The 19,785-nt window shown below is 63.1% G+C and carries 19 protein-coding genes; 6 read left to right on the forward strand and 13 right to left on the reverse strand.

Annotated elements, in window-relative coordinates; all coding sequences use genetic code 11:
* Positions 1–29 precede the first annotated feature (29 nt).
* Positions 30–1,079, reverse strand: a complete 1,050-nt coding sequence (locus IEV38_RS13325; protein WP_188396854.1) for an aminoglycoside phosphotransferase family protein — start codon at positions 1,077–1,079, stop codon at positions 30–32.
* Positions 1,080–1,219: 140 nt separating this feature from the next.
* On the opposite strand from IEV38_RS13325, the gene IEV38_RS13330 reads away from it, so the two are divergent.
* The 5 genes from IEV38_RS13330 (at position 1,220) to gloA (ending at position 7,304) form a co-directional block, all read left to right on the forward strand.
* Positions 1,220–3,502, forward strand: coding sequence for an LPS-assembly protein LptD (locus IEV38_RS13330; protein ID WP_229729047.1), 2,283 nt, complete (start codon positions 1,220–1,222; stop codon positions 3,500–3,502).
* 17 nt (positions 3,503–3,519) lie between these two features.
* Positions 3,520–4,947: a peptidylprolyl isomerase gene (locus IEV38_RS13335; RefSeq protein WP_188396856.1), complete on the forward strand. Its 1,428-nt coding sequence runs from the start codon at positions 3,520–3,522 to the stop codon at positions 4,945–4,947.
* 15 nt (positions 4,948–4,962) lie between these two features.
* Positions 4,963–5,997 carry a 4-hydroxythreonine-4-phosphate dehydrogenase PdxA gene (gene pdxA / locus IEV38_RS13340; protein ID WP_188396858.1) on the forward strand — a complete coding sequence of 345 codons (1,035 nt, stop codon included), beginning with the start codon at positions 4,963–4,965 and terminating at the stop codon, positions 5,995–5,997.
* A gap of 38 nt (positions 5,998–6,035) precedes the next feature.
* Positions 6,036–6,809 carry a 16S rRNA (adenine(1518)-N(6)/adenine(1519)-N(6))-dimethyltransferase RsmA gene (gene rsmA, locus IEV38_RS13345; protein ID WP_188396860.1) on the forward strand — a complete coding sequence of 258 codons (774 nt, stop codon included), beginning with the start codon at positions 6,036–6,038 and terminating at the stop codon, positions 6,807–6,809.
* A gap of 87 nt (positions 6,810–6,896) precedes the next feature.
* On the forward strand, positions 6,897–7,304 hold the full coding sequence (gloA, locus tag IEV38_RS13350) for a lactoylglutathione lyase (protein WP_188396862.1): 408 nt from the start codon (positions 6,897–6,899) through the stop codon (positions 7,302–7,304).
* Positions 7,305–7,386: 82 nt separating this feature from the next.
* On the opposite strand, the gene IEV38_RS13355 is transcribed toward gloA, so the two are convergent.
* The 12 genes from IEV38_RS13355 to IEV38_RS13405 all read right to left on the reverse strand — a co-directional run bounded on the left by IEV38_RS13355 (position 7,387) and on the right by IEV38_RS13405 (position 18,953).
* On the reverse strand, positions 7,387–8,280 hold the full coding sequence (locus tag IEV38_RS13355) for a M48 family metallopeptidase (protein WP_188396864.1): 894 nt from the start codon (positions 8,278–8,280) through the stop codon (positions 7,387–7,389).
* Between the two features lie 33 nt (positions 8,281–8,313).
* A complete protein-coding gene (locus IEV38_RS13360) occupies positions 8,314–9,060 on the reverse strand; it encodes a lysophospholipid acyltransferase family protein (RefSeq protein ID WP_188396866.1) in 747 nt (248 codons plus the stop codon).
* Complete coding sequence (gene gmhB / locus IEV38_RS13365) at positions 9,060–9,641, reverse strand: D-glycero-beta-D-manno-heptose 1,7-bisphosphate 7-phosphatase (RefSeq protein ID WP_188396868.1); 582 nt, start codon at positions 9,639–9,641, stop codon at positions 9,060–9,062. The genes IEV38_RS13360 and gmhB overlap by 1 nt, the downstream gene beginning before the upstream one ends.
* A gap of 37 nt (positions 9,642–9,678) precedes the next feature.
* Entirely contained in the window at positions 9,679–11,781 is a 2,103-nt protein-coding gene (gene glyS / locus IEV38_RS13370) for a glycine--tRNA ligase subunit beta (RefSeq protein WP_188396871.1), read from the reverse strand.
* Positions 11,778–12,713: a glycine--tRNA ligase subunit alpha gene (glyQ, locus tag IEV38_RS13375; protein ID WP_188396873.1), complete on the reverse strand. Its 936-nt coding sequence runs from the start codon at positions 12,711–12,713 to the stop codon at positions 11,778–11,780. The genes glyS and glyQ overlap by 4 nt, the downstream gene beginning before the upstream one ends.
* Positions 12,714–12,843: 130 nt before the next feature.
* Positions 12,844–14,346, reverse strand: a complete 1,503-nt coding sequence (gene lnt, locus IEV38_RS13380; RefSeq protein WP_188397064.1) for an apolipoprotein N-acyltransferase — start codon at positions 14,344–14,346, stop codon at positions 12,844–12,846.
* A 111-nt stretch (positions 14,347–14,457) separates the two neighbouring features.
* Positions 14,458–15,342 (reverse strand): CorC family transporter, encoded by an 885-nt coding sequence (locus tag IEV38_RS13385; RefSeq protein ID WP_188396875.1) that lies wholly within the window; start codon positions 15,340–15,342, stop codon positions 14,458–14,460.
* Between the two features lie 136 nt (positions 15,343–15,478).
* Positions 15,479–15,607: a hypothetical protein gene (locus IEV38_RS15410; RefSeq protein WP_268234732.1), complete on the reverse strand. Its 129-nt coding sequence runs from the start codon at positions 15,605–15,607 to the stop codon at positions 15,479–15,481.
* 13 nt (positions 15,608–15,620) lie between these two features.
* A complete protein-coding gene (gene ybeY, locus IEV38_RS13390) occupies positions 15,621–16,076 on the reverse strand; it encodes an rRNA maturation RNase YbeY (protein WP_188396878.1) in 456 nt (151 codons plus the stop codon).
* Positions 16,063–17,172, reverse strand: coding sequence for a PhoH family protein (locus IEV38_RS13395; RefSeq protein ID WP_188396880.1), 1,110 nt, complete (start codon positions 17,170–17,172; stop codon positions 16,063–16,065). The genes ybeY and IEV38_RS13395 overlap by 14 nt, the downstream gene beginning before the upstream one ends.
* A 33-nt stretch (positions 17,173–17,205) precedes the next feature.
* Positions 17,206–18,546, reverse strand: a complete 1,341-nt coding sequence (miaB, locus tag IEV38_RS13400; protein WP_188396881.1) for a tRNA (N6-isopentenyl adenosine(37)-C2)-methylthiotransferase MiaB — start codon at positions 18,544–18,546, stop codon at positions 17,206–17,208.
* A gap of 32 nt (positions 18,547–18,578) precedes the next feature.
* Positions 18,579–18,953, reverse strand: a complete 375-nt coding sequence (locus IEV38_RS13405; protein WP_188396883.1) for a hypothetical protein — start codon at positions 18,951–18,953, stop codon at positions 18,579–18,581.
* A 228-nt stretch (positions 18,954–19,181) separates the two neighbouring features.
* On the opposite strand from IEV38_RS13405, the gene IEV38_RS13410 reads away from it, so the two are divergent.
* Entirely contained in the window at positions 19,182–19,676 is a 495-nt protein-coding gene (locus tag IEV38_RS13410) for a Dps family protein (protein WP_188396885.1), read from the forward strand.
* Positions 19,677–19,785: the final 109 nt, after the last annotated feature.

The following is a 19,785-nucleotide window of genomic DNA, read 5'->3' on the forward strand; positions in this document are numbered from 1 at the left end:
CGTCACCGTCGCGTGAGGAATCGCCGGCATCAGAAGGTGTAGCCGACCTGCGGCGCCTTGTTTTCCAGTTCGTCGAGCAGCTTGACCAGCGGCGCCAGCTCCTTGTAGCGGTAGGACACCTTGCGTGTGTATTCCATGACCAGCGGCAGGTCGTTGAGATAGCCGTCCTTGCCGTCACGATGGTAGAGGCGCGCGAAGATGCCGAGCACCTTCAGGTGGCGCTGCAGGCCCATGAATTCGAAATCGCGATAGAAGGCGTCGATGTCCGGGTTGACCGGCAATCCGGCGCGGCGCGCGCGCTCCCAGTAGCGGATCACCCAGTCGAGCACGAGCTCTTCGTCCCACTGGATGTAGGCGTCGCGCAGCAGCGAGGCCAGGTCGTAGGTGATCGGGCCGAACACGGCGTCCTGGAAATCGAGGATGCCCGGATTGCCCTGCGGCAGCACCATCAGGTTGCGCGAATGGTAGTCGCGGTGCACATAGACCTGCGGCTGCGCGAGGTTGTTCGCCAGCAGCAGATCGAACACGCCGTTCAGCGCCGCCTGCTGCTTGTCGTTCAGTGTCGTGCCGAGATGCTTGCCGACATACCATTCCGGGAACAGCATCATCTCGCGCAGCAGCAGTGCACGGTCGTACTCGGGCAGCACGTCGGGTTGGCTTTGGGTTTGCAGCAGCACCAGCGAATCGATGGCGTCGAGGTAGAGCTTGTGGGCGGTATCCGGTGACAGCGCTTGCAGGTAGGTCGTGCTGCCGAGGTCGGACAGCAGCAGGAAGCCGCGTTCCACGTCCTGCTGCACCACGGTCGGCACCGACACGCCGGTCTGCGCGAACAGCCGGTTCACATGCAGGAACGGTTGCACGTCTTCCTGCGGCGGTGGCGCATCCATCACGATCCACGAGCGTCCTTCCTTGTCTTCCGCGCGGAAATAGCGGCGGAAGCTGGCGTCGGCCGAGGCAGGGCGCAGCGAAGCGGGGTGCAGGACAGGCGAATCGAAGGTGGCGATCCAGTTCCTGATTTCGTTCAGACGCAGATCGTCCGTGGAGTTCGGCTGGAGGTTTGGCTGGGCTGGGGATGACATGAAGCAGGCTTGGCTAATCCGGTTGGCGGGCTGTGAGTTCCCATATAATAAGGGATTAATTTCAAAAAGACGCCAGCGATGGTACTCACTTCCTTATTTTCATGACCTGGCTTGCTTCCCTCCTTCCCCAGCCACGGGCCATGATGGCGAAAACGGCGATGGTGGCAGCCATTTCCGCCTTGCCGTTTGCAGTATCGGCGCAGACAGCGGCCTCTTCGCCGGACAACGACGCCAATGCGCCGACCAACGTCAGCTCCGAGCAGATGACGGGACGTCCCGACCGCGAGCTGTTTCTGGAACGCGATGTGGAGGTCATCCGCGGCGGCACCACCCTCAATGCGGACCGTGCGACTTACTGGATCGCGGAGGATGAAGTGGAGGCCAGCGGCAATGTGAGGATGACGCGCTTTGGCGATCGCTACACGGGCGACAAGCTGCGCTACAAGATGGACGCCGGCGAAGGCTATGTCGATAATCCGACCTACCATATCAAGGCCAACAATGGCCAGGGCGCCGCGAATCGCATCGATTTCGAATCGGAGGATCGCGCCTTCATTCATCAGGGCACCTACAGTACCTGTGAAGGCCCCGATCCTGACTGGTATCTGAGCGCCAACACCATGCGCCTCGACAAGGGACGCGACGTCGGCACTGCGGGTACCACCCTCATCTATTTCAAGGGTGTGCCGGTGATCGGTACGCCCTACATGTCCTTCCCGCTGTCCGGTGAGCGCAAGTCGGGCGTGCTGCCGCCAAGTATCGGCACCAGCAGCCGCGGCGGCCTGGAAATCATGGTGCCGTATTACTTCAATATCGCGCCGAACCGCGACTTCACGCTGTCGCCGCGCATCATCGCCAAGCGTGGCGTGCAGATCGGCGGCGAGGCGCGCTATCTGGGGAATACGTATGCGGGCGAGACCAAGTTCGAATATCTGGGCAATGATCGCGAGACCAAGACCGACCGCTATTTCATCTCGACGGTTCATACCCAGCGCCTGAGTCCGCGTGCCTCGTTCCGCTGGAACATCAATGCGGCATCGGACGACAACTACCCGCGTGACTTTTCGCGTGATCTGGCAACCAGTACCAATCGCCTGCTGTTGCGTGACTTGTATTTCAACTATGCGGGGGATTTCTGGAATGCCAGTGCTAGGGCTTCCAACTATCAGGTTCTGCAGGACTCATTATCGAGAATCGGTCGCCCTTACGATCGTTTGCCTCAGCTCACCTTCACCTCCGCGCGCCAAGACATCAATGGATTTGATTGGACGTTCAATGCGGAAGGGACGAGATTCTATAATCCCGACGACTATCTTGACATCAACAATCGTCGCTTCGTTGTGAATCGGATCACCGGAGAAAGAGAATTACTGACTCCACGTAACGGAGACCGCTACCACGTCAATTCGAGCATCTCCTATCCGATTATTCGACCAGGTTATTTCATTACGCCAAAAGTCACGTTGAATGCCACGAGTTACGATATTCGGGATTCCAGTAGTGATATCAACGCCAGCTACAGCCGTGTCTTGCCAACATTTTCGCTGAATACCGGCTTGGTCTTCGAGCGGGAAGCAAATTTCCTTGGCGAGGCGATGACTCAGACCATTGAGCCACGTCTTTTTTATGTAAAGACACCTTATCGCGACCAAAGCATGCTGCCGAACTTCGATTCGGCCGAAGCTGATCTTAGCTTTGCGCAAATCTTCAATGAAAATCGTTTCATCGGCAATGATCGTATCAGTGATGCTAATCAGCTGACGGCAGCAATCGTTTCGCGTTTCATCGAGGACAATGGTGAGGAAAGATTGCGTTTGGCATTGGGGCAGCGTTATTACTTCGAGGCGCCTCAGGTGACGTTGCGGCCGAATCAGGTGCCAAGTGATGACAAAAAATCGGACATTCTGGCAGCGGCAGCTCTGAAACTGTCGGATACGCTGAGTACAGAAGGTACGCTGCAATACAGCGCAACCCAGAAGACCATCAGCCGGGCCAATTACGGATTGACCTGGCGGCCGGCGCCGAAGAAGGTGTTGAACCTGACCTACCGTCGCGACAAGCCGAACGAATTGAGCCAGATTGACGTCTCAGGACAGTGGCCGTTGAGTGACCGCTGGTATGGTGTGGGGCGCATCAACTATTCGCTGTCCGACTACGCCTTGCTGAACAACAATCAGAAGATCAAATCCGGCAACAAGATTTCCGAAGGACTGCTTGGCCTCGAATACAAGGCCGATTGCTGGATCTTCCGCGTAGTCGCCCAGCGCCTGCCGACCGGTACCGGCGAATCGAACACCAGCCTGTTCTTCCAGCTCGAACTAAGCGGCCTGACCAGGCTGGGCTCCGATCCGATGACGGCGATTCGCAACAACGTTCCCGGCTATCAGCTCATCAGTCAACCATCCAATGTAAGTGGCATGTAATCATGAAAAAACTCGGCATGAAAAAAATTGTTTCGATGCCCGCAGTACGGAGTCATTCGCACAAGGCACGCACGGCGTTGACGGTATTGGGCCTGCTTTGCGGATTGGCGCCCGGTGTTCAGGCGCAGGACATGAGTGCTTCCTCTGGCAACGCGAATGCCGCACGCGTACAGCCGCGGCTGGCCGATGCGATCCTGGTGGTGGTCAACAGCGATGTCATCACGCGCTACGAGTTTCTGCAGCGTTTGCAGATGGTGGAGCAACGTCTGCAAAGCCAGGGTGGACAGATGCCGCCGGTCCAGCAATTGCAGCGCCAGTTGCTCGAACGCATGATCGTCGAGAAGGCGCAGCTGCAGCAGGCCAAGGAACGCGGTATCCGTGTCGACGATGCGATGCTCGACCGCGCCATCGCCAGGATCGCGGATCAGAACAACATGGGCATGAGCGAATTCCGCCAGCGTCTCGAGCAGGATGGCATGTCGTATCCGGCCTTCCGTGAGGAAATTCGTAGCGAGATCACCATGCAGCGTCTGCGCGAGGTGGAGGTTGACAACAAGATTCAGGTATCGGATGCTGAGATCGATGTCTTCCTCGCCGCGCACGACAACGGCAATGCCGCCGCTGCTCCGCAGGAATTGAATATTGCGCAAATCCTGATCCGCATCCCGGAAAACCCGACACAGCAGCAACTGGCGCAGAGCAAGCAGCGCGCGGACGAAGTGCTGGCGCAATTGCAGGCGGGTGGAGATTTCGCCAAGCTGGCGGCCGCCTATTCGGATGCGCCGGACGGGTTGAACGGCGGTGAGCTCGGCTGGCGCGCGCAGGATCGTCTGCCGCAACTGTTCGTCGATGCCACAGCCAATCTGCAGCAGGGTCAGATCGCACCGCTGGTGCGCAGCGCCAACGGCTTCCACATCCTCAAACTGGTTGGCCGCCGTACGCAGAGCGTGATGCGCGGCGGCGCGGATGGCGGCCAGCAGGCAGCGGCGACGCCGAGCGTGCAGCAGACGCACGCAAGCCACATTCTCATCAAGGTGAACCAGGTGGTGACGGCGGCCGAGGCGCGCCGCAAGCTGACCGAACTCAAGCAGCGCCTGGACAACAATGCGGCGACCTTCGAGGAACTGGCACGCCTGTATTCCAACGATTTCTCGGCATCCAAGGGCGGCGATCTGGGCTGGATCTATCCGGGCGACACGGTGCCGGAATTCGAGCGCGCGATGGACGAACTGGCGGTCGGCCAGGTCAGCGAACCGATCGAATCGCCTTTCGGTTACCACCTGATTCTGGTCAAGGAACGCAAGATCGACGACGTCTCGCAGGAACGCAAGCGGATGGCGGCACGCCAGGCAATCCGCGAGCAGAAGCTCGAGGAGGCGACCCAGGACTGGCTGCGCCAGGTGCGCGATCAGGCTTACGTCGAATACCGCATCGACGAGCAGTAAGACGTTTCTCCGAGCATGAGCAAGCGCCCGATCATTGCCATCACCTGCGGCGAGCCGGCAGGAATCGGGCCGGAGATCTCGCTGCGTGCAGCGTGGGAATTGCGGGCCGATGCATGCAGCGTATTGATCGGCGATATCGCGCTGCTGTCGCGCATCGCGCAGGCGATCAATCCCGCCATCGAACTGGTGCAGCTGTCGGCGCATGAGGTGGCGTTTCCCTCCGCTGCACGCGACCAGTTGATGGTCATCGACTGCCCGTTGGCGGCGCCGGTGACGGCAGGTCAACTGGATGCGCACAACGGCCATGCCGTGCTGCAGACGCTCGACGTCGCCATCGACGGCGCCATGCAGAAGCGTTTCGATGCCATCGTCACCGCGCCGCTGCAGAAATCCACGATCAACGATGCCGGCGTGCCGTTCACCGGCCATACCGAATACCTGGCCGAACGCACCGGCACGCCGCAGGTCGTGATGATGCTGGCGACCAATGCGACGCCGCAACCGCTGCGCGTGGCGCTGGCGACCACGCACCTGGCGCTGAAGGACATCGCGGCGGCCATCACGGTCGAACGCCTGTCGGCTATCCTCGACATCGTGCATGCCGATCTGCGCAACAAGTTCGGCATCGCGCAGCCGCGCATCCTGGTCACCGGCCTCAATCCGCATGCGGGCGAGGACGGCTACCTGGGGCGCGAGGAGATCGACGTGATCAAGCCGACATTGCAGGCGGCAGCGGCGAGGGGAATGGAGGTGCGCGGTCCGTATCCGGCCGACACGCTGTTCCAGCAGCGCCATCTCGCGCATGCCGACTGCGTGCTGGCGATGTATCACGATCAGGGTTTGCCGGTGCTCAAGTACGCGAGTTTCGGCCTCGGCGTCAACATCACGCTCGGCCTGCCGATCATCCGCACTTCGGTGGACCACGGCACCGCGCTCGACCTCGCTGCCGCCGGGCTGGGGCAGGCGGACTACGGCAGCATGGTCGAGGCGATCCGCGTTGCGGCGCAGATGGCGCAGGCCGTGCGCGCCTCGTCCGGCGCTTCCTCTTAACCTGATGGCCGGCGGCATGCCGGCCTTGGCATTCCTTCATGAAACACATTCCACGCAAGCGCTTCGGCCAGAACTTCCTGAAGGACGACGCGGTTCTGCACAACATCATCGATGTCATCGCACCGCAGCCGCAGGACACCATGGTCGAGATCGGTCCCGGTCTGGCAGCCATGACGCGCCTGCTCGTCGATCGCGTCGGCGACATGCACGTGGTCGAACTCGACCGCGACCTGGTCGTCTATCTGAAAAAGAATTTTGGCGCGGACCGGCTGACCGTGCACTCGGCCGACGCGCTGCAGTTCGATTTCGCCAGCATTCCCGTGCCGCCGGAGCGCAAGCTGCGCGTGGTCGGCAACCTGCCGTACAACATCTCGAGCCCGCTGCTGTTCCATCTGGCGTCGATCGCGCCACGCGTGCAGGACCAGCATTTCATGCTGCAGAAGGAAGTCGTCGAACGCATGGTGGCGGAACCGGGCAGCAAGGCCTTCGGCCGCCTGTCGGTGATGCTGCAATGGCGCTACCACATGGAGCTCATGTTCGTGGTGCCGCCCGACGCCTTCGACCCGCCGCCGCGCGTCGATTCGGCCATCGTGCGCATGATCCCGCTCGCGCAGCCCTTGCCCTGCGACGGCGAAAAGCTCGAGCAGGTGGTACAGAAGGCGTTCTCGCAGCGCCGCAAGGTGATCCGCAATTGTCTGGCCGGCATGGCCGACGAGCAGCAGCTGATCGCCGCCGGCATCGACCCGCAACTGCGTCCCGAAGCCATCGCCATGGAACAGTACGTGGCGCTGACCAATCTGCTGCACGCCTAGCCGCTCCTGCCGCAGGGCCGTCGGCAGAAAATGCCGCGCGGGCATACAATCTCGTCTTCGAATAACCCTGCTTTCAAGAGGACTATCATGCGTATCCTGCATACCATGCTGCGCGTCGGCGATCTGCAACGCTCCGTCGATTTCTACACCCGCCTGCTTGGCATGACGCTGCTGCGGAAAGTGGAAAACACCGAATACAACTACACGCTGGCTTACCTCGGGTACGGCAGCAATCCCGAACACGCGGAACTCGAGCTGACCTACAACCATGGCGTCACTCAGTACGAGATGGGCACCGCCTACGGTCACATCGCGATCGCCGTGCCCGATGCCTACAAGGCCTGCGCCGACGTCAAGGCCGGTGGCGGCAACGTCACGCGCGAAGCAGGTCCGGTGAAGGGCGGCAGTACCGTGATCGCCTTCGTCGCCGATCCGGACGGCTACAAGGTCGAGCTCATCGAACGCAAGGATTGGGAGGGAACCGAGAAGTTCTGAAGCGCGTGCTTCAGGACCGTGTTCCGAATATCTGAAGCTGAACAGCCATCTCTGCGATGGCGGATTGAAGCGGGTACGCCGATCAGAAGATCGGCAGCGTCTCCGGCGCATGATCGCGCAGCGCCTTGCGCGCCGCCGCGAATTCCGGGAACACCGATTGCACCGTGGCCCAGAAGCGCGGGCTGTGGTTCATCTCGCGCAGGTGCGAGAGTTCGTGCGCGATCACGTAGTCGATCAGCGGCAGCGCAAAATGGATCAGCCGCCAGTTGAGGCGGATGCGGCCGTCGGCGGTGCACGAACCCCATTGCGTGGTCGCTGACGACAAGGCGAACGACTGGTAGCTGACGCCGAGTTTTTCCGCATAGATCGGCAACCGCTCGCCGAACAGGCGCTTGGCCTCGAGCTGCAGCCAGCCCTGCACGCGATCCTTCAACTGCTGCTCGGCCGCGTCCTGCGGCAGGGCGATCGTCAATTCGCGCGTCGTTTCGTCGTAGGCGATGCCGGTCGCCAGGCTGGTGCGCAGGCGCAGCACGATGTCCTCGCCCAGGTAGGGCAGCTTGCCGCCGTCGCGCCATTCCATCTGCGGCTGCAGGCGGCGTGCCGAGCGCTCGCGGCGTTCGTTGAGCTTGTTGAAGATCCAGCGCCGCTTCTCGTGGATCGCATTGTCAATTTCGCTCTGCGTGACCCACTTGGGTGCCGTGATGCGCAGGCCGTCGTCGTCGATCATGAAGCCGATCGAGCGGCGCTTGGAGCGCACCAACGCATAGTCGAGCGCGTGTTCACCGATCTGGATGCGACGCTTGCCCTGTGCCAGCGGCCGCGACGGCTCGACCGGCGCAATGCCGCCCTGCAGCGGTGCCGATTGCGGCGGCGCCGGTTGATCCACCTTCGGCTGCGCGGCGTGATCGTTCGCGAAGAAGTCGAGCTGCAGCGCGAGCTGTTGCGGATCGGGAGCAGTGTGACGGAGCAGCTTCAAGGGCGGTTGGTCGTTATATGTGGTCGGAGCGGATCAATCGGTTGCGCGGCGCTGTTCGCCGGCATAGGCGTGCGGCGAGATCACGCGCATTTCCGATTCTATCCAATTTTCGACCTGTGCCATCAGATCGACCGCGTTCATGCCTTCCGGCGAGATCGGCGTGCCGATGGATACCGTGATCAGGCCCGGCTTCTTGATGAAGGAATTGCGCGGCCAGCATTCGCCGGCGTTGAGCGCGATCGGCACCACCGGCGTGTTCGTCTCGACCGCGAGACGCGCGCCGCCGCCCTTGTAGCGGCCCTGGCTGCCGACCGGCGTGCGCGTGCCTTCGGGGAACATGATGATCCACTGGCCGTCCGCCAGCCGCATGCGGCCGAACTTGGCGACCTGCGCGAACGCATCCTTGCCGTTGCTGCGGTCGATCGGAATCATGCGCAACAGCGCCAGCGCCCAGCCGAACAGCGGGATGTACATCAGTTCCTTCTTGAGCACATAGACCAGCGGGCGCGGCATGATGTAGAACAGGAAGATCGTCTCCCATGCCGACTGGTGCTTGGACAGCAGGATCACCGGCTGGTCGGGCAGGTTCTCGTAGCCGACGACGCGATAGCGGATGCCGCACACGACCTTCGCCAGCCAGACGATGAAGACGTTCCAGCGCGAGGTGATGTAGTAGCGCGTGCGGTACGGCAGCGGCAGCGCGAGGAAGCAGACGAAGGCCCAGACGGTGGTGGCAAGCACCATGCCGATGGCGAAGACGAGGGAACGCAGGAACAGCATCAGGAATCACCCGGACGGTTGGCGGCCGGGCGCGCGGAAACCGCCGGCAGCGAAAGAATATGGTCGGCCACGGCGGCCAGGTCGGGCAGGAACTCGGTGCCCGGCGGCAGCCCGCCCTTCGCGAAGGTGCGCTCGCCTTTGCCTGTGCCGACCAGATACGGCTTGCAGCCGACCACGAAGCCGGCCTGCAGGTCGCGCAGCGAATCGCCGACGTGCGGCACGCCCTTCAGGCCGATCTCGAAACGTTGCGCGATCGCATTGAGCATGCCCGGTTGCGGCTTGCGGCAGTCGCAATGATCGTCGGCCGAATGTGGACAGAAGAATACGGCGTCGATCTCGGCGCCGACCGCCTGCGCGGCCGTGTGCATCTTCTGGTGGATCGCATTGAGCGTCATCATGTCGAGCAGGCCGCGCGCGATGCCCGACTGGTTGCTTGCGACCACCACACGATAGCCGGCCTGGTTCAGGCGCGCGATGGCTTCCAGCGAACCGGGAATCGGCACCCATTCGGCCGGCGACCTGACCGGCGTTTCCTGATCGCGGTTGATGACGCCGTCGCGGTCGAGAATGATCAGTTTCATCGCAGCGCCTTTCTGAACGGAGACTCGGGTCGATGGATCAGGACGCTAGGCGCGAAATGTCGGCCACCTGGTTCATCGCCGCATGCAGCGTTGCCAGCAGGCCCTGGCGGTTGGCGCGCAGAGCCGCATCGTCGGCATTGACCATCACGCTGTCGAAGAAGGCATCGACCGGCGTCTTCAGCGCGGCCAGCGCCTGCAGCGAAGCGGTGTAGTCGCCGCGCGCGAAGGCAGCGTCGGCATCCGGCTTGACCTGTGCCAGCGTCGCGTTGAGCGCGCGCTCGGCGTCTTCCTTCAGCAGCGCGGCATCCACCGTGGCCGGCACGTCGCCGTCGATCTTCTTCAGGATGTTGCCGACGCGCTTGTTGGCGGCAGCCAGGCTTGCCGCTTCCGGCAGCGCGGCAAAGGCGCGCACGGCCGCGAGACGGCTGGTGACGTCGGCCAGGCGCTGCGGTTGCAGGGCGAGCACGGCATCGATTTCCTGCGCGCTGTAGCCCTGTTCGCGCAACGCGTTGGCGAGGCGGTCGAAGAAGAAGCCGAGCAGCGCGGCGCGATGTTCGGCCGACAGTCCGCCGAACGGTGCTTCGGCCGCGGCGATCAGTTCGTCGATGCCGATCGCGAGTTTGCCTTCGGTCAGCATGCGGATCACGCCGAGCGCATGGCGGCGCAGCGCGAACGGGTCCTTGTCGCCGCTCGGCACCTGGCCGATGGAAAACAGGCCGACCAGCGTTTCGAGCTTGTCTGCCAGCGCGGTCACGGTGCCGACCGCATTGCGCGGCAGTTCGTCGCCGGCGAAGCGCGGCTTGTAATGGTCCTCGATGGCGTCGGCCACTGCGGCCGGCAGGCCGTCGTGCCGGGCGTAGTAGCGGCCCATGATGCCCTGCAGTTCGGGGAATTCGCCGACCATGTCGGTCAGCAGATCGGTCTTGGCCAGGCGCGCGGCGGTATCGACCTGCTGCGCGTCTGTGCCGAGCTTGGCGGCAATTGCCTTGGCAATCGCGCGCACGCGTTCGACGCGTTCGCCCTGGGTGCCGAGCTTGTTGTGATAGACGACCTTGTCGAGGCCGGGCAGGCGCGATTCGAGCGTCTTCTTGCGGTCCTGGTCGAAGAAGAACTTGGCATCGGCCAGGCGCGGACGCACCACGCGCTCGTTGCCGCCGATGACCAGGCTGGCATCGGCCGGGCGGATGTTGGAGACGATCAGGAACTTGTTGCTCAGATTGCCGTTGGCGTCGAGCAGCGGGAAGTACTTCTGGTTCGCCTTCATGGTCAGGATCAGGCATTCCTGCGGCACGTCGAGGAAGGTTTCCTCGAACTGGCCGACCAGCACGTTGGGACGTTCGACCAGACCCGTGACCTCGTCGAGCAGCGCATCGTCCTCGATCGGCGTCAGGTTGTCACCGGCCTGCGCGGCGGCGTCGGCCAATTGGCGCGCGATCTCGGCGCGACGCTCGGCAAAGCCGGCGATCACCGCGCCTTCGGTGGCGAGTTGCTTGGCGTAGCTGTCTGCGTCGCGCACATAGACCGGATCGAGACCGGCTTCGAAGCGATGGCCGTGCGTGGTGTTGCCGGCGCGCAGGCCGAGCACCGAGACCGGCAGCACGTCGGCGCCATGCAGCACGACCAGGCCGTGCGCCGGGCGCACGAAGTTGACCGATTCCCAGCCGTCGGCCAGTTGATAGGTCATGACCTTGGGGATCGGCAGCTTGTTCAGCGTGTCGTCGAGCGCCTTCTGCACCGCTTCCGGCAGCGTGGCGCCGGTGACGGTGCTGTTGAAGTAGAGCGCCTCGGCCTTGCCGTCGGATTCGCGCGTGAGCGAGGCGACCGCCGATTCGCCGGCGCCGAGCGCTGCCAGTTTTTTCAGCAACGCTGGCGTGGCCTTGCCGTTGGCGTCCAGGCCGACCGCGACCGGCATCAGTTTCTGCGAAACCTGCTTGTCGTCGGCCTGTTCGCTGACGTCGGTCAGGTGAATGCCGAGGCGGCGCGGCGAGGCGAAGGCCGTCAGCACGCTGTCGGCGCCGAGCACGCCCTGCGCCTGCAGCGATGCCTGCAGGTTCTGCGCGAAGGCGTCGCCGATTTTCCTGAGGGCCTTGGGCGGCAGTTCCTCGACGAAGAGTTCGATCAGTAAATTCTTGTTGCTCATGCTTGGGCTGCGTCCTTCTCGATCTGGGCCAGCACTTCGGCGGCGTGTTCTGGTTTGGCCATCGGGAAGCCGAGGCGGGCGCGGCTGTCGAGGTAACTGCGCGCGACGCTGCGCGCCAGATTGCGAATGCGGCCGATGTAGGCAGCGCGCTCGGTGACCGAGATCGCGCCGCGCGCGTCGAGCAGGTTGAAGGTGTGCGCGGCCTTGAGCACCTGTTCGTAGGCTGGCAGCGCCAGCTGGTTGTCCATCAGGTTGAGCGCCTGCTTCTCGTGCGCGCCGAAGGCGGTGAACAGGAAGTCCACGTCGCTGTGTTCGAAGTTGTAGGTCGATTGCTCGACCTCGTTCTGTTTATAGACGTCGCCGTAGCTGAGCTTCTTGCCGTTTGCTTCGGTCCACACCAGGTCATAGACGTTATCGACGCCCTGCAGGTACATCGCCAGGCGTTCGAGACCGTAGGTGATCTCGCCGGTGATCGGCTTGCAGTTGATGCCGCCGACCTGCTGGAAGTAGGTGAACTGCGTGACCTCCATGCCGTTGAGCCAGACTTCCCAGCCCAGGCCCCAGGCGCCGAGGGTCGGGTTTTCCCAGTCGTCCTCGACGAAGCGGATATCGTTCTGGCGCAGGTCGAAGCCGAGCGCCTCGAGCGAACCCAGATAGAGCTCGAGGATGTTGGCCGGTGCCGGCTTCAGCACGACCTGGTACTGGTAGTAATGCTGCAGGCGGTTCGGATTCTCGCCATAACGGCCATCCTTGGGACGGCGCGACGGTTGCACGTAGGCGGCGCGCCACGGCTCGGGGCCGATCGCGCGCAGGAAGGTCGCGGTGTGCGAGGTGCCGGCGCCGACTTCCATGTCGTAGGGCTGCAGCAGGGCGCAGCCTTGTGCATCCCAGTAGGCCTGCAGCTTCAGAATGATTTGTTGAAATGTGAGCATCTTGTTGTTGATTTCCTGGTCTCGGCCGGAACGGCGAGCGGGCGGGTTTGCCGGAACCCAGCATTTTAACGGGTTTTGGTGGCGCCCAGCGTGCAGGTGGGCGCGGCAGGTGGAGTCGGTGTTGCGGCGTTCAGCGCGGGCGATGCGGCTTGCCTGTGCCGCCCAGCAGCCAGGCGGCGGCCAGCATGGCGAGCGCGGCGCAGACGATCAGGCCGTTGCCCCAGCGGATGTAGGGCGTGATGCCGCGGTAGCCCTGCACCGAGGTGGTCAGCACGCCGAGCGTGAACGGCGGCAGGCGTTCGCTGACCGCGCCGCGCGGGTCGATGACGGCGGTGGCGCCGGTGTTGGTGGCGCGCAGCATTGGGCGGCCGGTCTCGATCGCACGCAGTTGCGAAATCTGCAGGTGCTGCGGCAGCGCGATCGAATCGCCGAACCACGCGATGTTGGACACGTTCAGCAACAGGCTGGCTTCGGGCGTTCCCCCGGCGTGGCTGGCGCGCAGCTGGCCGGCGATCTCCTCGCCGAACAGATCCTCGTAGCAGATGTTGGGCAGCACCCACTGGTCCTTGACGGCGAACGGCGCCGGCGTCTCGGTACCGCGCGTGAAGTCGCCAAGCGGGATGTGCATCATATCGACGAACCAGCGGAAGCCGAGCGGGATGAACTCGCCGAACGGCACCAGGTGGTGCTTGTCGTAGCGGTACAGCGCGGGAGCGGACGCGCTGGCCGTGGCGGGAGCAATGCCGACCACGCTGTTGGCGTAGGAGGTGGGGCTGTCGCTGACGGGCACGCCGAGCGCGATGTGGCTCTGCGAAGCGCTCGCGTATTCGGCCAGGCGCGGCAGGTAGTCGGGCGGCAACTGGTGCAGCAGCAGCGGCAGCGCGGTTTCCGGCGTGGCGATCAGGTCGGCCGGCGCGGCGCGGATCATGTCCTCGTACTGGCGCAGCGTGAGGTTGGCCTGGCTGGCGTCGAACTTGAGTTCCTGCGGCACGTTGCCTTGCAGCAGGCGTACCGAGATCGGCTTGCCATGCGGTGCGGTCCACTCGACGGACTTCAGCGCGAAGCCGCCCAGCAGGATCGCCAGCGGCAGCATGACGATCATCCTGTTCGTATGCAGAGTCAGCAGCGAACCCGCGAGCAGCGCTGCCAGCCAGCCGAGGCCGTAGGCACCGATCAGCGGCGCAAAGCCGGCAAGCGGACTGGCGGTGTGAGCATAGCCGGAACCGATCCACGGGAAACCGGTGAAGATCCAGCCGCGTGTCCATTCCGCCAGCATCCACACGGCTGGCAGTACCAGCAACAGCATGGTGCGATCCGACAATTGTCTTCGTGTGCGCAGCCAGGCAGCCGCGCCGGCGCCGAACGCAAACAGCAGCGCCAGCGCCGCCGCCAGCAGGGCAACCGCCAGCGCGGCCATGGGCGACGGCATGCCGCCATAGACATGCATGCTGATGTAGAGCCAGTGCACGCCGACACCGAGCCAGCCGAAACCGAAGGCCCAGGCGATCAGCATGCCGTGGCGCAGCGTACGTGCTGCGAGCAGCAGATGAAACAGCAGCGCGAGCGTGGCGATCTGCAGCGGCCACAGGCCGAAGGGGGCGAATGCGAAGACATTCAGCGCGCCGGCCGCCATGGCGACGAAGAAAGCTGGCAGAAACGCCGACAAAAACGCCGGCTGCAGCAGGCGCGCGATCACGCGGGCGAGCCGGAGCAAAGGGAAGAGGGAGCGCGGCAGGAGGCGCGCTCAGCTTTCAACCGCTTCCTCACTGGAGGGAAGTTTTTCCACCAGCAGCATGTGGATGTGGCGCGCGTCGGCACGCACCACGCGGAATCGCAGGTTGTCGATCTCGACTTCCTCGTCCTTGCGCGGCACGCGTGCCAGGTGATCGGTGATGAAGCCGCCGATGGTTTCGACGTTGGGATTGACGAGCGCGGTACCGAGTTCGTCGTTGAATTGCGCGATCTCGGTCAGTGCGCGCACGCGCCAGCGCGGACCGTCCTTGCCGTCGGGAATGGCGAGGATGTTGTCCTCTTCCTCGTCGAAGTCGTACTCGTCCTCGATGTCGCCGACGATCTGCTCGAGTACGTCCTCGATCGTGACCAGGCCGGCCACGCCGCCGTATTCGTCCACCACGATCGCCATGTGGTTGTGCTTGGAGCGGAAGTCCGCCAGCAGCACGTTGAGGCGCTTGGATTCGGGAATGAAGACCGCCTTGCGCAGCGTCTGCCGCACGTCGAAGGATTCCTCGGCGTAGTAGCGCAGCAGGTCCTTGGCGAGTAGGATGCCGACCACGTTGTCGCGTTCGCCGTCAACGGCGGGGAAGCGCGAGTGCGCGGTTTCCAGCACCATCGGCAGCCATTCCTCGATCGGCTTGGAAATGTCGATCACGTCCATCTGCGCGCGCGTGACCATGATGTCGCGCGCCGACAGTTCGGAGACCTGGAACACGCCTTCGATCATCGACATGGCGTCGGCGTCGATCAGCTTGCGTTCGTGGGCGTCCTGCAGGATGGCGAGGAGTTCGGTGCGGCTTTCGGGTTCGGGCGCCATCAGCGCCGTGAGACGTTCGAACAGCGAGCGGTGCGGCTTGGCATCGCCCGTTTTTTCTGAGGGTGAATGGTCTTGCATAAGGCGAAATGCCGGTGCGGAAGGTAGTTCAAGGACAGTCAGGATACAACAAAACCCCATCCGGTCTCAAAACACCGGCCTGCAGGATCGTTTGCAGCAAGGCAAGCTGCCCCCGATTTTGCCTTGTGCGTAACGCTCAGGCGTCGTCTTCCTGCTCGACGCGTTGCGCGCGGAAATATTCGCGGAATTCCAGCACGATATGCAGGCCCCAGAAGACCCACAACGGAAGAGCGAACACACAGAGGGCATACAGCAGCGCGTTCATGGCTACCTCGGCATCAAAGTTGGTTTTGATACGGATTGGGAAAACCCAGTGTTGCCAGAATTTCTACTTCGAGGGCTTCCATCTCGTCGGCTTCCTCGTCCGATTCATGATCGTAGCCCTGTGCATGAAGCATGCCATGAATTACCAGGTGTGCGGCATGTGCCGCCAATGTTTTTTTCTGTTCGGCCGCTTCGCGTTCCAGTACCTCGGTGCAGAAGATGATGTCGGCCTGCGTCTCGTCTTCCTCGTTCTCGGTATAGGCGAAGGTCAGCACGTTGGTCGCGTAGTCCTTGCCGCGGTAGGCGCGGTTCAGCTCGCGCCCTTCCTGTGCATCGACGAAGCGCAGCGTGATCTGTGCCGGTGCAAACAGCGCCGCCTTGGCCCAGCGCCGCAATGTGGGGCGCGGCAGGGCGTCCTGCAGGCGCGGGTCGGCGTACTGGACCGACAGCGAAAGTTTATTTTCCGACATGTTTGTTAGCGCCGCGGGTGGCAGTGGTCTTCGTGGCCGATTTGGCAGCGGGTCCGGACGCGGGTGTCGCCATCCCCTTGGCCTGCTCGTAGGCGTCAACGATGCGGCCGACCAGCGGATGGCGCACCACGTCGGCGCTCGAGAAATGCGTGAAGGCCAGGCCGCGCACCTTGGCGAGCACGTCGATCGCCTCGACCAGTCCGCTCTTCTGGTTGTGCTGCAGGTCGATCTGCGTGACGTCGCCGGTGACCACGGCCTTGCTGCCGAAGCCGATGCGCGTCAGGAACATCTTCATCTGCTCGGGCGTGGTGTTCTGCGCCTCGTCGAGGATCACGAAGGCGTGGTTCAGCGTGCGGCCGCGCATGTAGGCCAGCGGCGCGATCTCGATCGCCTGCTTCTCGAACATCTTCTGCGTGCGGTCGAAGCCGAGCAGGTCGTACAGCGCGTCGTACAGCGGCCGCAGATAGGGGTCAACTTTCTGCGACAGGTCGCCCGGCAGGAAGCCCAGGCGTTCGCCGGCTTCCACCGCCGGCCGCGTCAGGATGATGCGCTTGACGGCATCGCGCTCGAGCGCATCGACCGCGCAGGCCACCGCCAGATAGGTCTTGCCGGTGCCGGCTGGACCGACGCCGAAGGTGATGTCGTGCTCCATGATCGCGCGCAGGTATTGCAGCTGGTGCGGCGTGCGGCCGCGCAGGTCGTGACGGCGCGTCTTGAGCGTGATGGGCGCGGCATCGGCGACCGATTCGACCTCCTTGCCTTTGCTTGCGCCCTTGCCGCCGCTCTTTGCCACCGGCGTGGAGATCGGTGCCGGTTCGGCCAGGCTGGCGCGCTGTTCGACCAGCGCGAGCTGCACTTCCTCCAGCGGGATGACGCGGTCGGCTTCCTGATAGAACTGGTCGAGGATGGCGACTGCGCGTTCGGCATTGCTGCCGCTGACGATGAAGCGGTCGCCGCGGCGGAACACGGTGACGTCGAGCGCGGCCGAAATCTGGCGCAGGTTCTCGTCCATCGGCCCGCACAGATGGGCGAGCCGCTTGTTGTCGAGCGGCTCGGGGATGAAGTACGAAGGCTGGACGGCGGTCTTTGTTTTCAAGATGGGGTCGTGGAAGAGGGCTGACTGTCGGATTTACTGTTTGACGACGATCTCGCCGCGCAGCGTATAGCCGTGCGACTGCGTGATGTTCAGATCGACCATGCTGCCGATCAGGCGGTTGCCCTGCGGCCCGCCGGCGAAGTTGACGACGCGGTTGTTCTCGGTGCGGCCCTGCAGATCGCCGTCTTCCTTCTTGGAGACGCTTTCGACCAGTACGCGCTGAATCGTGCCGACCATGTCGTCGCTGTAGCGGCGCGTGTTGGCGTCGATCGCGGCTTGCAGCCGCTGCAGGCGCTTGAGCTTGACCTCGTGCGGCGTGTCGTCTTCCAGATTGGCGGCGGGCGTGCCGGGGCGCGGGCTGAAGATGAAGCTGAAGCTGTTGTCGTAGCCGATGTCGGCGATGAGTTTCATCATCGCCTCGAAGTCGGCATCGGTCTCGCCGGGGAAGCCGACGATGAAGTCGGACGAAATCGCGATGTTCGGTCGCACCGCGCGCAGGCGGCGGATCACCGACTTGTATTCGAGCGAGGTGTAGCCGCGCTTCATCGCCGCCAGCACGCGGTCGGAACCGTGTTGCGCCGGCAGGTACAGGTGATCGACGAGCTTTGGCACCTTGGCGTAGGTGTCGATCAGGCGCTGCGTGAATTCCTTGGGATGGCTGGTGACGAAGCGGATGCGTTCGATACCCGGCAGTTCGGCGATGTACTCGATCAGCAGCGCAAAGTCGGCGATCTCGCCATCTTCCATTTTGCCGCGATAGGCATTGACGTTCTGTCCGAGCAGCGTGATTTCCTTGACGCCCTGCGCCTCGAGACCGACGACCTCGGCCAGCACGTCCTCGAAGCGGCGCGAGACTTCCTCGCCGCGCGTGTAGGGCACCACGCAATAGCTGCAATACTTGCTGCAGCCTTCCATGATGGAGACGAAGGCGGTCGGTCCTTCGACCTTCGCTGGCGGCAGGTGATCGAATTTCTCGATTTCCGGGAAGCTGATGTCAACCTGCGAGCGGCCGGTCGAGCGGCGCTGCTTGAGCATGTCCGGCAGGCGGTGCAGGGTTTGCGGACCGAACACCAGATCGACGTAGGGCGCGCGCTTGACGATGGCATCGCCTTCCTGCGAGGCCACGCAGCCGCCGACGCCGATCAGCAGATCGGGATTGCCGCGCTTGAGTTCGCGCAGGCGGCCGAGGTCGGAGAACACTTTTTCCTGCGCCTTCTCGCGCACCGAGCAGGTGTTGAGCAGGATGACGTCGGCTTCCTCCGGACGATCGGTCTTGACCAATCCGTCGGAAGCGCCCAGCACGTCCGCCATCTTGTCCGAGTCGTACTCGTTCATCTGGCAGCCGAAGGTTTTGATGTATATCTTTTTCTGCATGAAATCTTCTGTGTTGAAACGGCCCGCGCCGGTTACGGCCGGTCCTGCTCGAGCGGCGCCGGCAGCGGCATTGCTTCGACCTCATCCTTCGCCGGCGGACGCTTGATTTCGTCGTCCGTCAGCAGCCAGATGCGATCGACCTCGCCGTTCATGTCTTCCGTGTAGCGCACCGCCAGATCGCTGCCGCGCAGCGCGGCCGGCATCTCGATCATGTTGTCCTGGTTCCAGATGCGCGCGCCGGCCGATAGCGTGCGCTGCTTGCCGTTGATCGTCACGTGCGGGTGCAGGTCCGGCGTCATGGTGCCGCGCTTGGCGATCTGAGGAAACGGCCGTTCGAAAGCATGCGCAGGCAGGGAAAGCGATGCAATGAGCAGCATGCAAACCATCACGGGGCGGAGTATCGACATGTCATTTCCGTTCTGAGGACGGGGACGTTGCGGGATCGAAATCGATGGCGGAACGCGTTCGCGGTGACATGCAAGTCACTGAAAATACAATGAAAATGCGCGTCCTAGGCGACCCGTAATGATATCACGCGGTACCGATTGTTTGCCGGGCAATGTCATTTGATCCGACGTTGTGCCTGTGTCAAGAAATGGCGCTATCATCATGGTTCCACTTTGAAGGGGACCACCATGGCAACCAGGAAAACCAACCCAACCAAAATCGATATCGGTATTTCGGAAAAAGACCGCGCCAAGATCGCGGAAGGCCTGTCCGGCTTCCTGGCCGACAGCTACACCCTGTATCTGATGACCCACAATTTCCACTGGAACGTGACCGGCCCGATGTTCACGAGCCTGCACACCATGTTCATGACGCAATACACCGAACTGTGGGGCGCGCTCGACGAAATCGCCGAACGTATCCGCGCGCTGGGCTACCCGGCGCCCGGTACTTATTCCCAATTCGCCAAGCTCGCCTCGATCAAGGAAGTCACCGGCGTGCCCGCCGCGCTCGACATGGTCGCGCACCTGGTGACCGCGCACGAAGCCACCGCACGCACCGGCCGCAACATCTTCCCTCTTGTTGACAAGGCCAACGACCAGCCGACCGCCGACCTGCTGACACGCCGTCTGGAAGTGCATGAAAAGACCGCGTGGATGCTGCGCAGCCTGCTGGAAGGCTGAGCGACAGTACAAGCATCCGCTCCGCCTCTTCACAGGAGGCCGACCAAGAAAGCCGTAGCAGTTCGTCTGCTACGGCTTTTTTGTTTTCCGTTGCCGGCGGCATCGCCGG

The organism is Oxalicibacterium flavum (assembly GCF_014635065.1).
GTDB lineage: Bacteria > Pseudomonadota > Gammaproteobacteria > Burkholderiales > Burkholderiaceae_D > Oxalicibacterium > Oxalicibacterium flavum.

Coding starts and splice junctions, on each gene's coding strand:
- IEV38_RS13410 (WP_188396885.1), top strand. CDS start 19,182: ATGGCAACCAGGAAAACCAACCCAACCAAAATCGATATCGGTATTTCG.
- gloA (WP_188396862.1), top strand. CDS start 6,897: ATGCGTATCCTGCATACCATGCTGCGCGTCGGCGATCTGCAACGCTCC.
- rsmA (WP_188396860.1), top strand. CDS start 6,036: ATGAAACACATTCCACGCAAGCGCTTCGGCCAGAACTTCCTGAAGGAC.
- IEV38_RS15410 (WP_268234732.1), bottom strand. CDS start 15,607: ATGAACGCGCTGCTGTATGCCCTCTGTGTGTTCGCTCTTCCGTTGTGG.
- IEV38_RS13330 (WP_229729047.1), top strand. CDS start 1,220: ATGATGGCGAAAACGGCGATGGTGGCAGCCATTTCCGCCTTGCCGTTT.
- IEV38_RS13335 (WP_188396856.1), top strand. CDS start 3,520: ATGAAAAAAATTGTTTCGATGCCCGCAGTACGGAGTCATTCGCACAAG.
- glyS (WP_188396871.1), bottom strand. CDS start 11,781: ATGAGCAACAAGAATTTACTGATCGAACTCTTCGTCGAGGAACTGCCG.
- IEV38_RS13325 (WP_188396854.1), bottom strand. CDS start 1,079: ATGTCATCCCCAGCCCAGCCAAACCTCCAGCCGAACTCCACGGACGAT.
- gmhB (WP_188396868.1), bottom strand. CDS start 9,641: ATGAAACTGATCATTCTCGACCGCGACGGCGTCATCAACCGCGATCAG.
- glyQ (WP_188396873.1), bottom strand. CDS start 12,713: ATGCTCACATTTCAACAAATCATTCTGAAGCTGCAGGCCTACTGGGAT.
- lnt (WP_188397064.1), bottom strand. CDS start 14,346: ATGGCGGCCGGCGCGCTGAATGTCTTCGCATTCGCCCCCTTCGGCCTG.
- IEV38_RS13385 (WP_188396875.1), bottom strand. CDS start 15,342: ATGCAAGACCATTCACCCTCAGAAAAAACGGGCGATGCCAAGCCGCAC.
- pdxA (WP_188396858.1), top strand. CDS start 4,963: ATGAGCAAGCGCCCGATCATTGCCATCACCTGCGGCGAGCCGGCAGGA.
- ybeY (WP_188396878.1), bottom strand. CDS start 16,076: ATGTCGGAAAATAAACTTTCGCTGTCGGTCCAGTACGCCGACCCGCGC.
- miaB (WP_188396881.1), bottom strand. CDS start 18,546: ATGCAGAAAAAGATATACATCAAAACCTTCGGCTGCCAGATGAACGAG.
- IEV38_RS13360 (WP_188396866.1), bottom strand. CDS start 9,060: ATGCTGTTCCTGCGTTCCCTCGTCTTCGCCATCGGCATGGTGCTTGCC.
- IEV38_RS13405 (WP_188396883.1), bottom strand. CDS start 18,953: ATGTCGATACTCCGCCCCGTGATGGTTTGCATGCTGCTCATTGCATCG.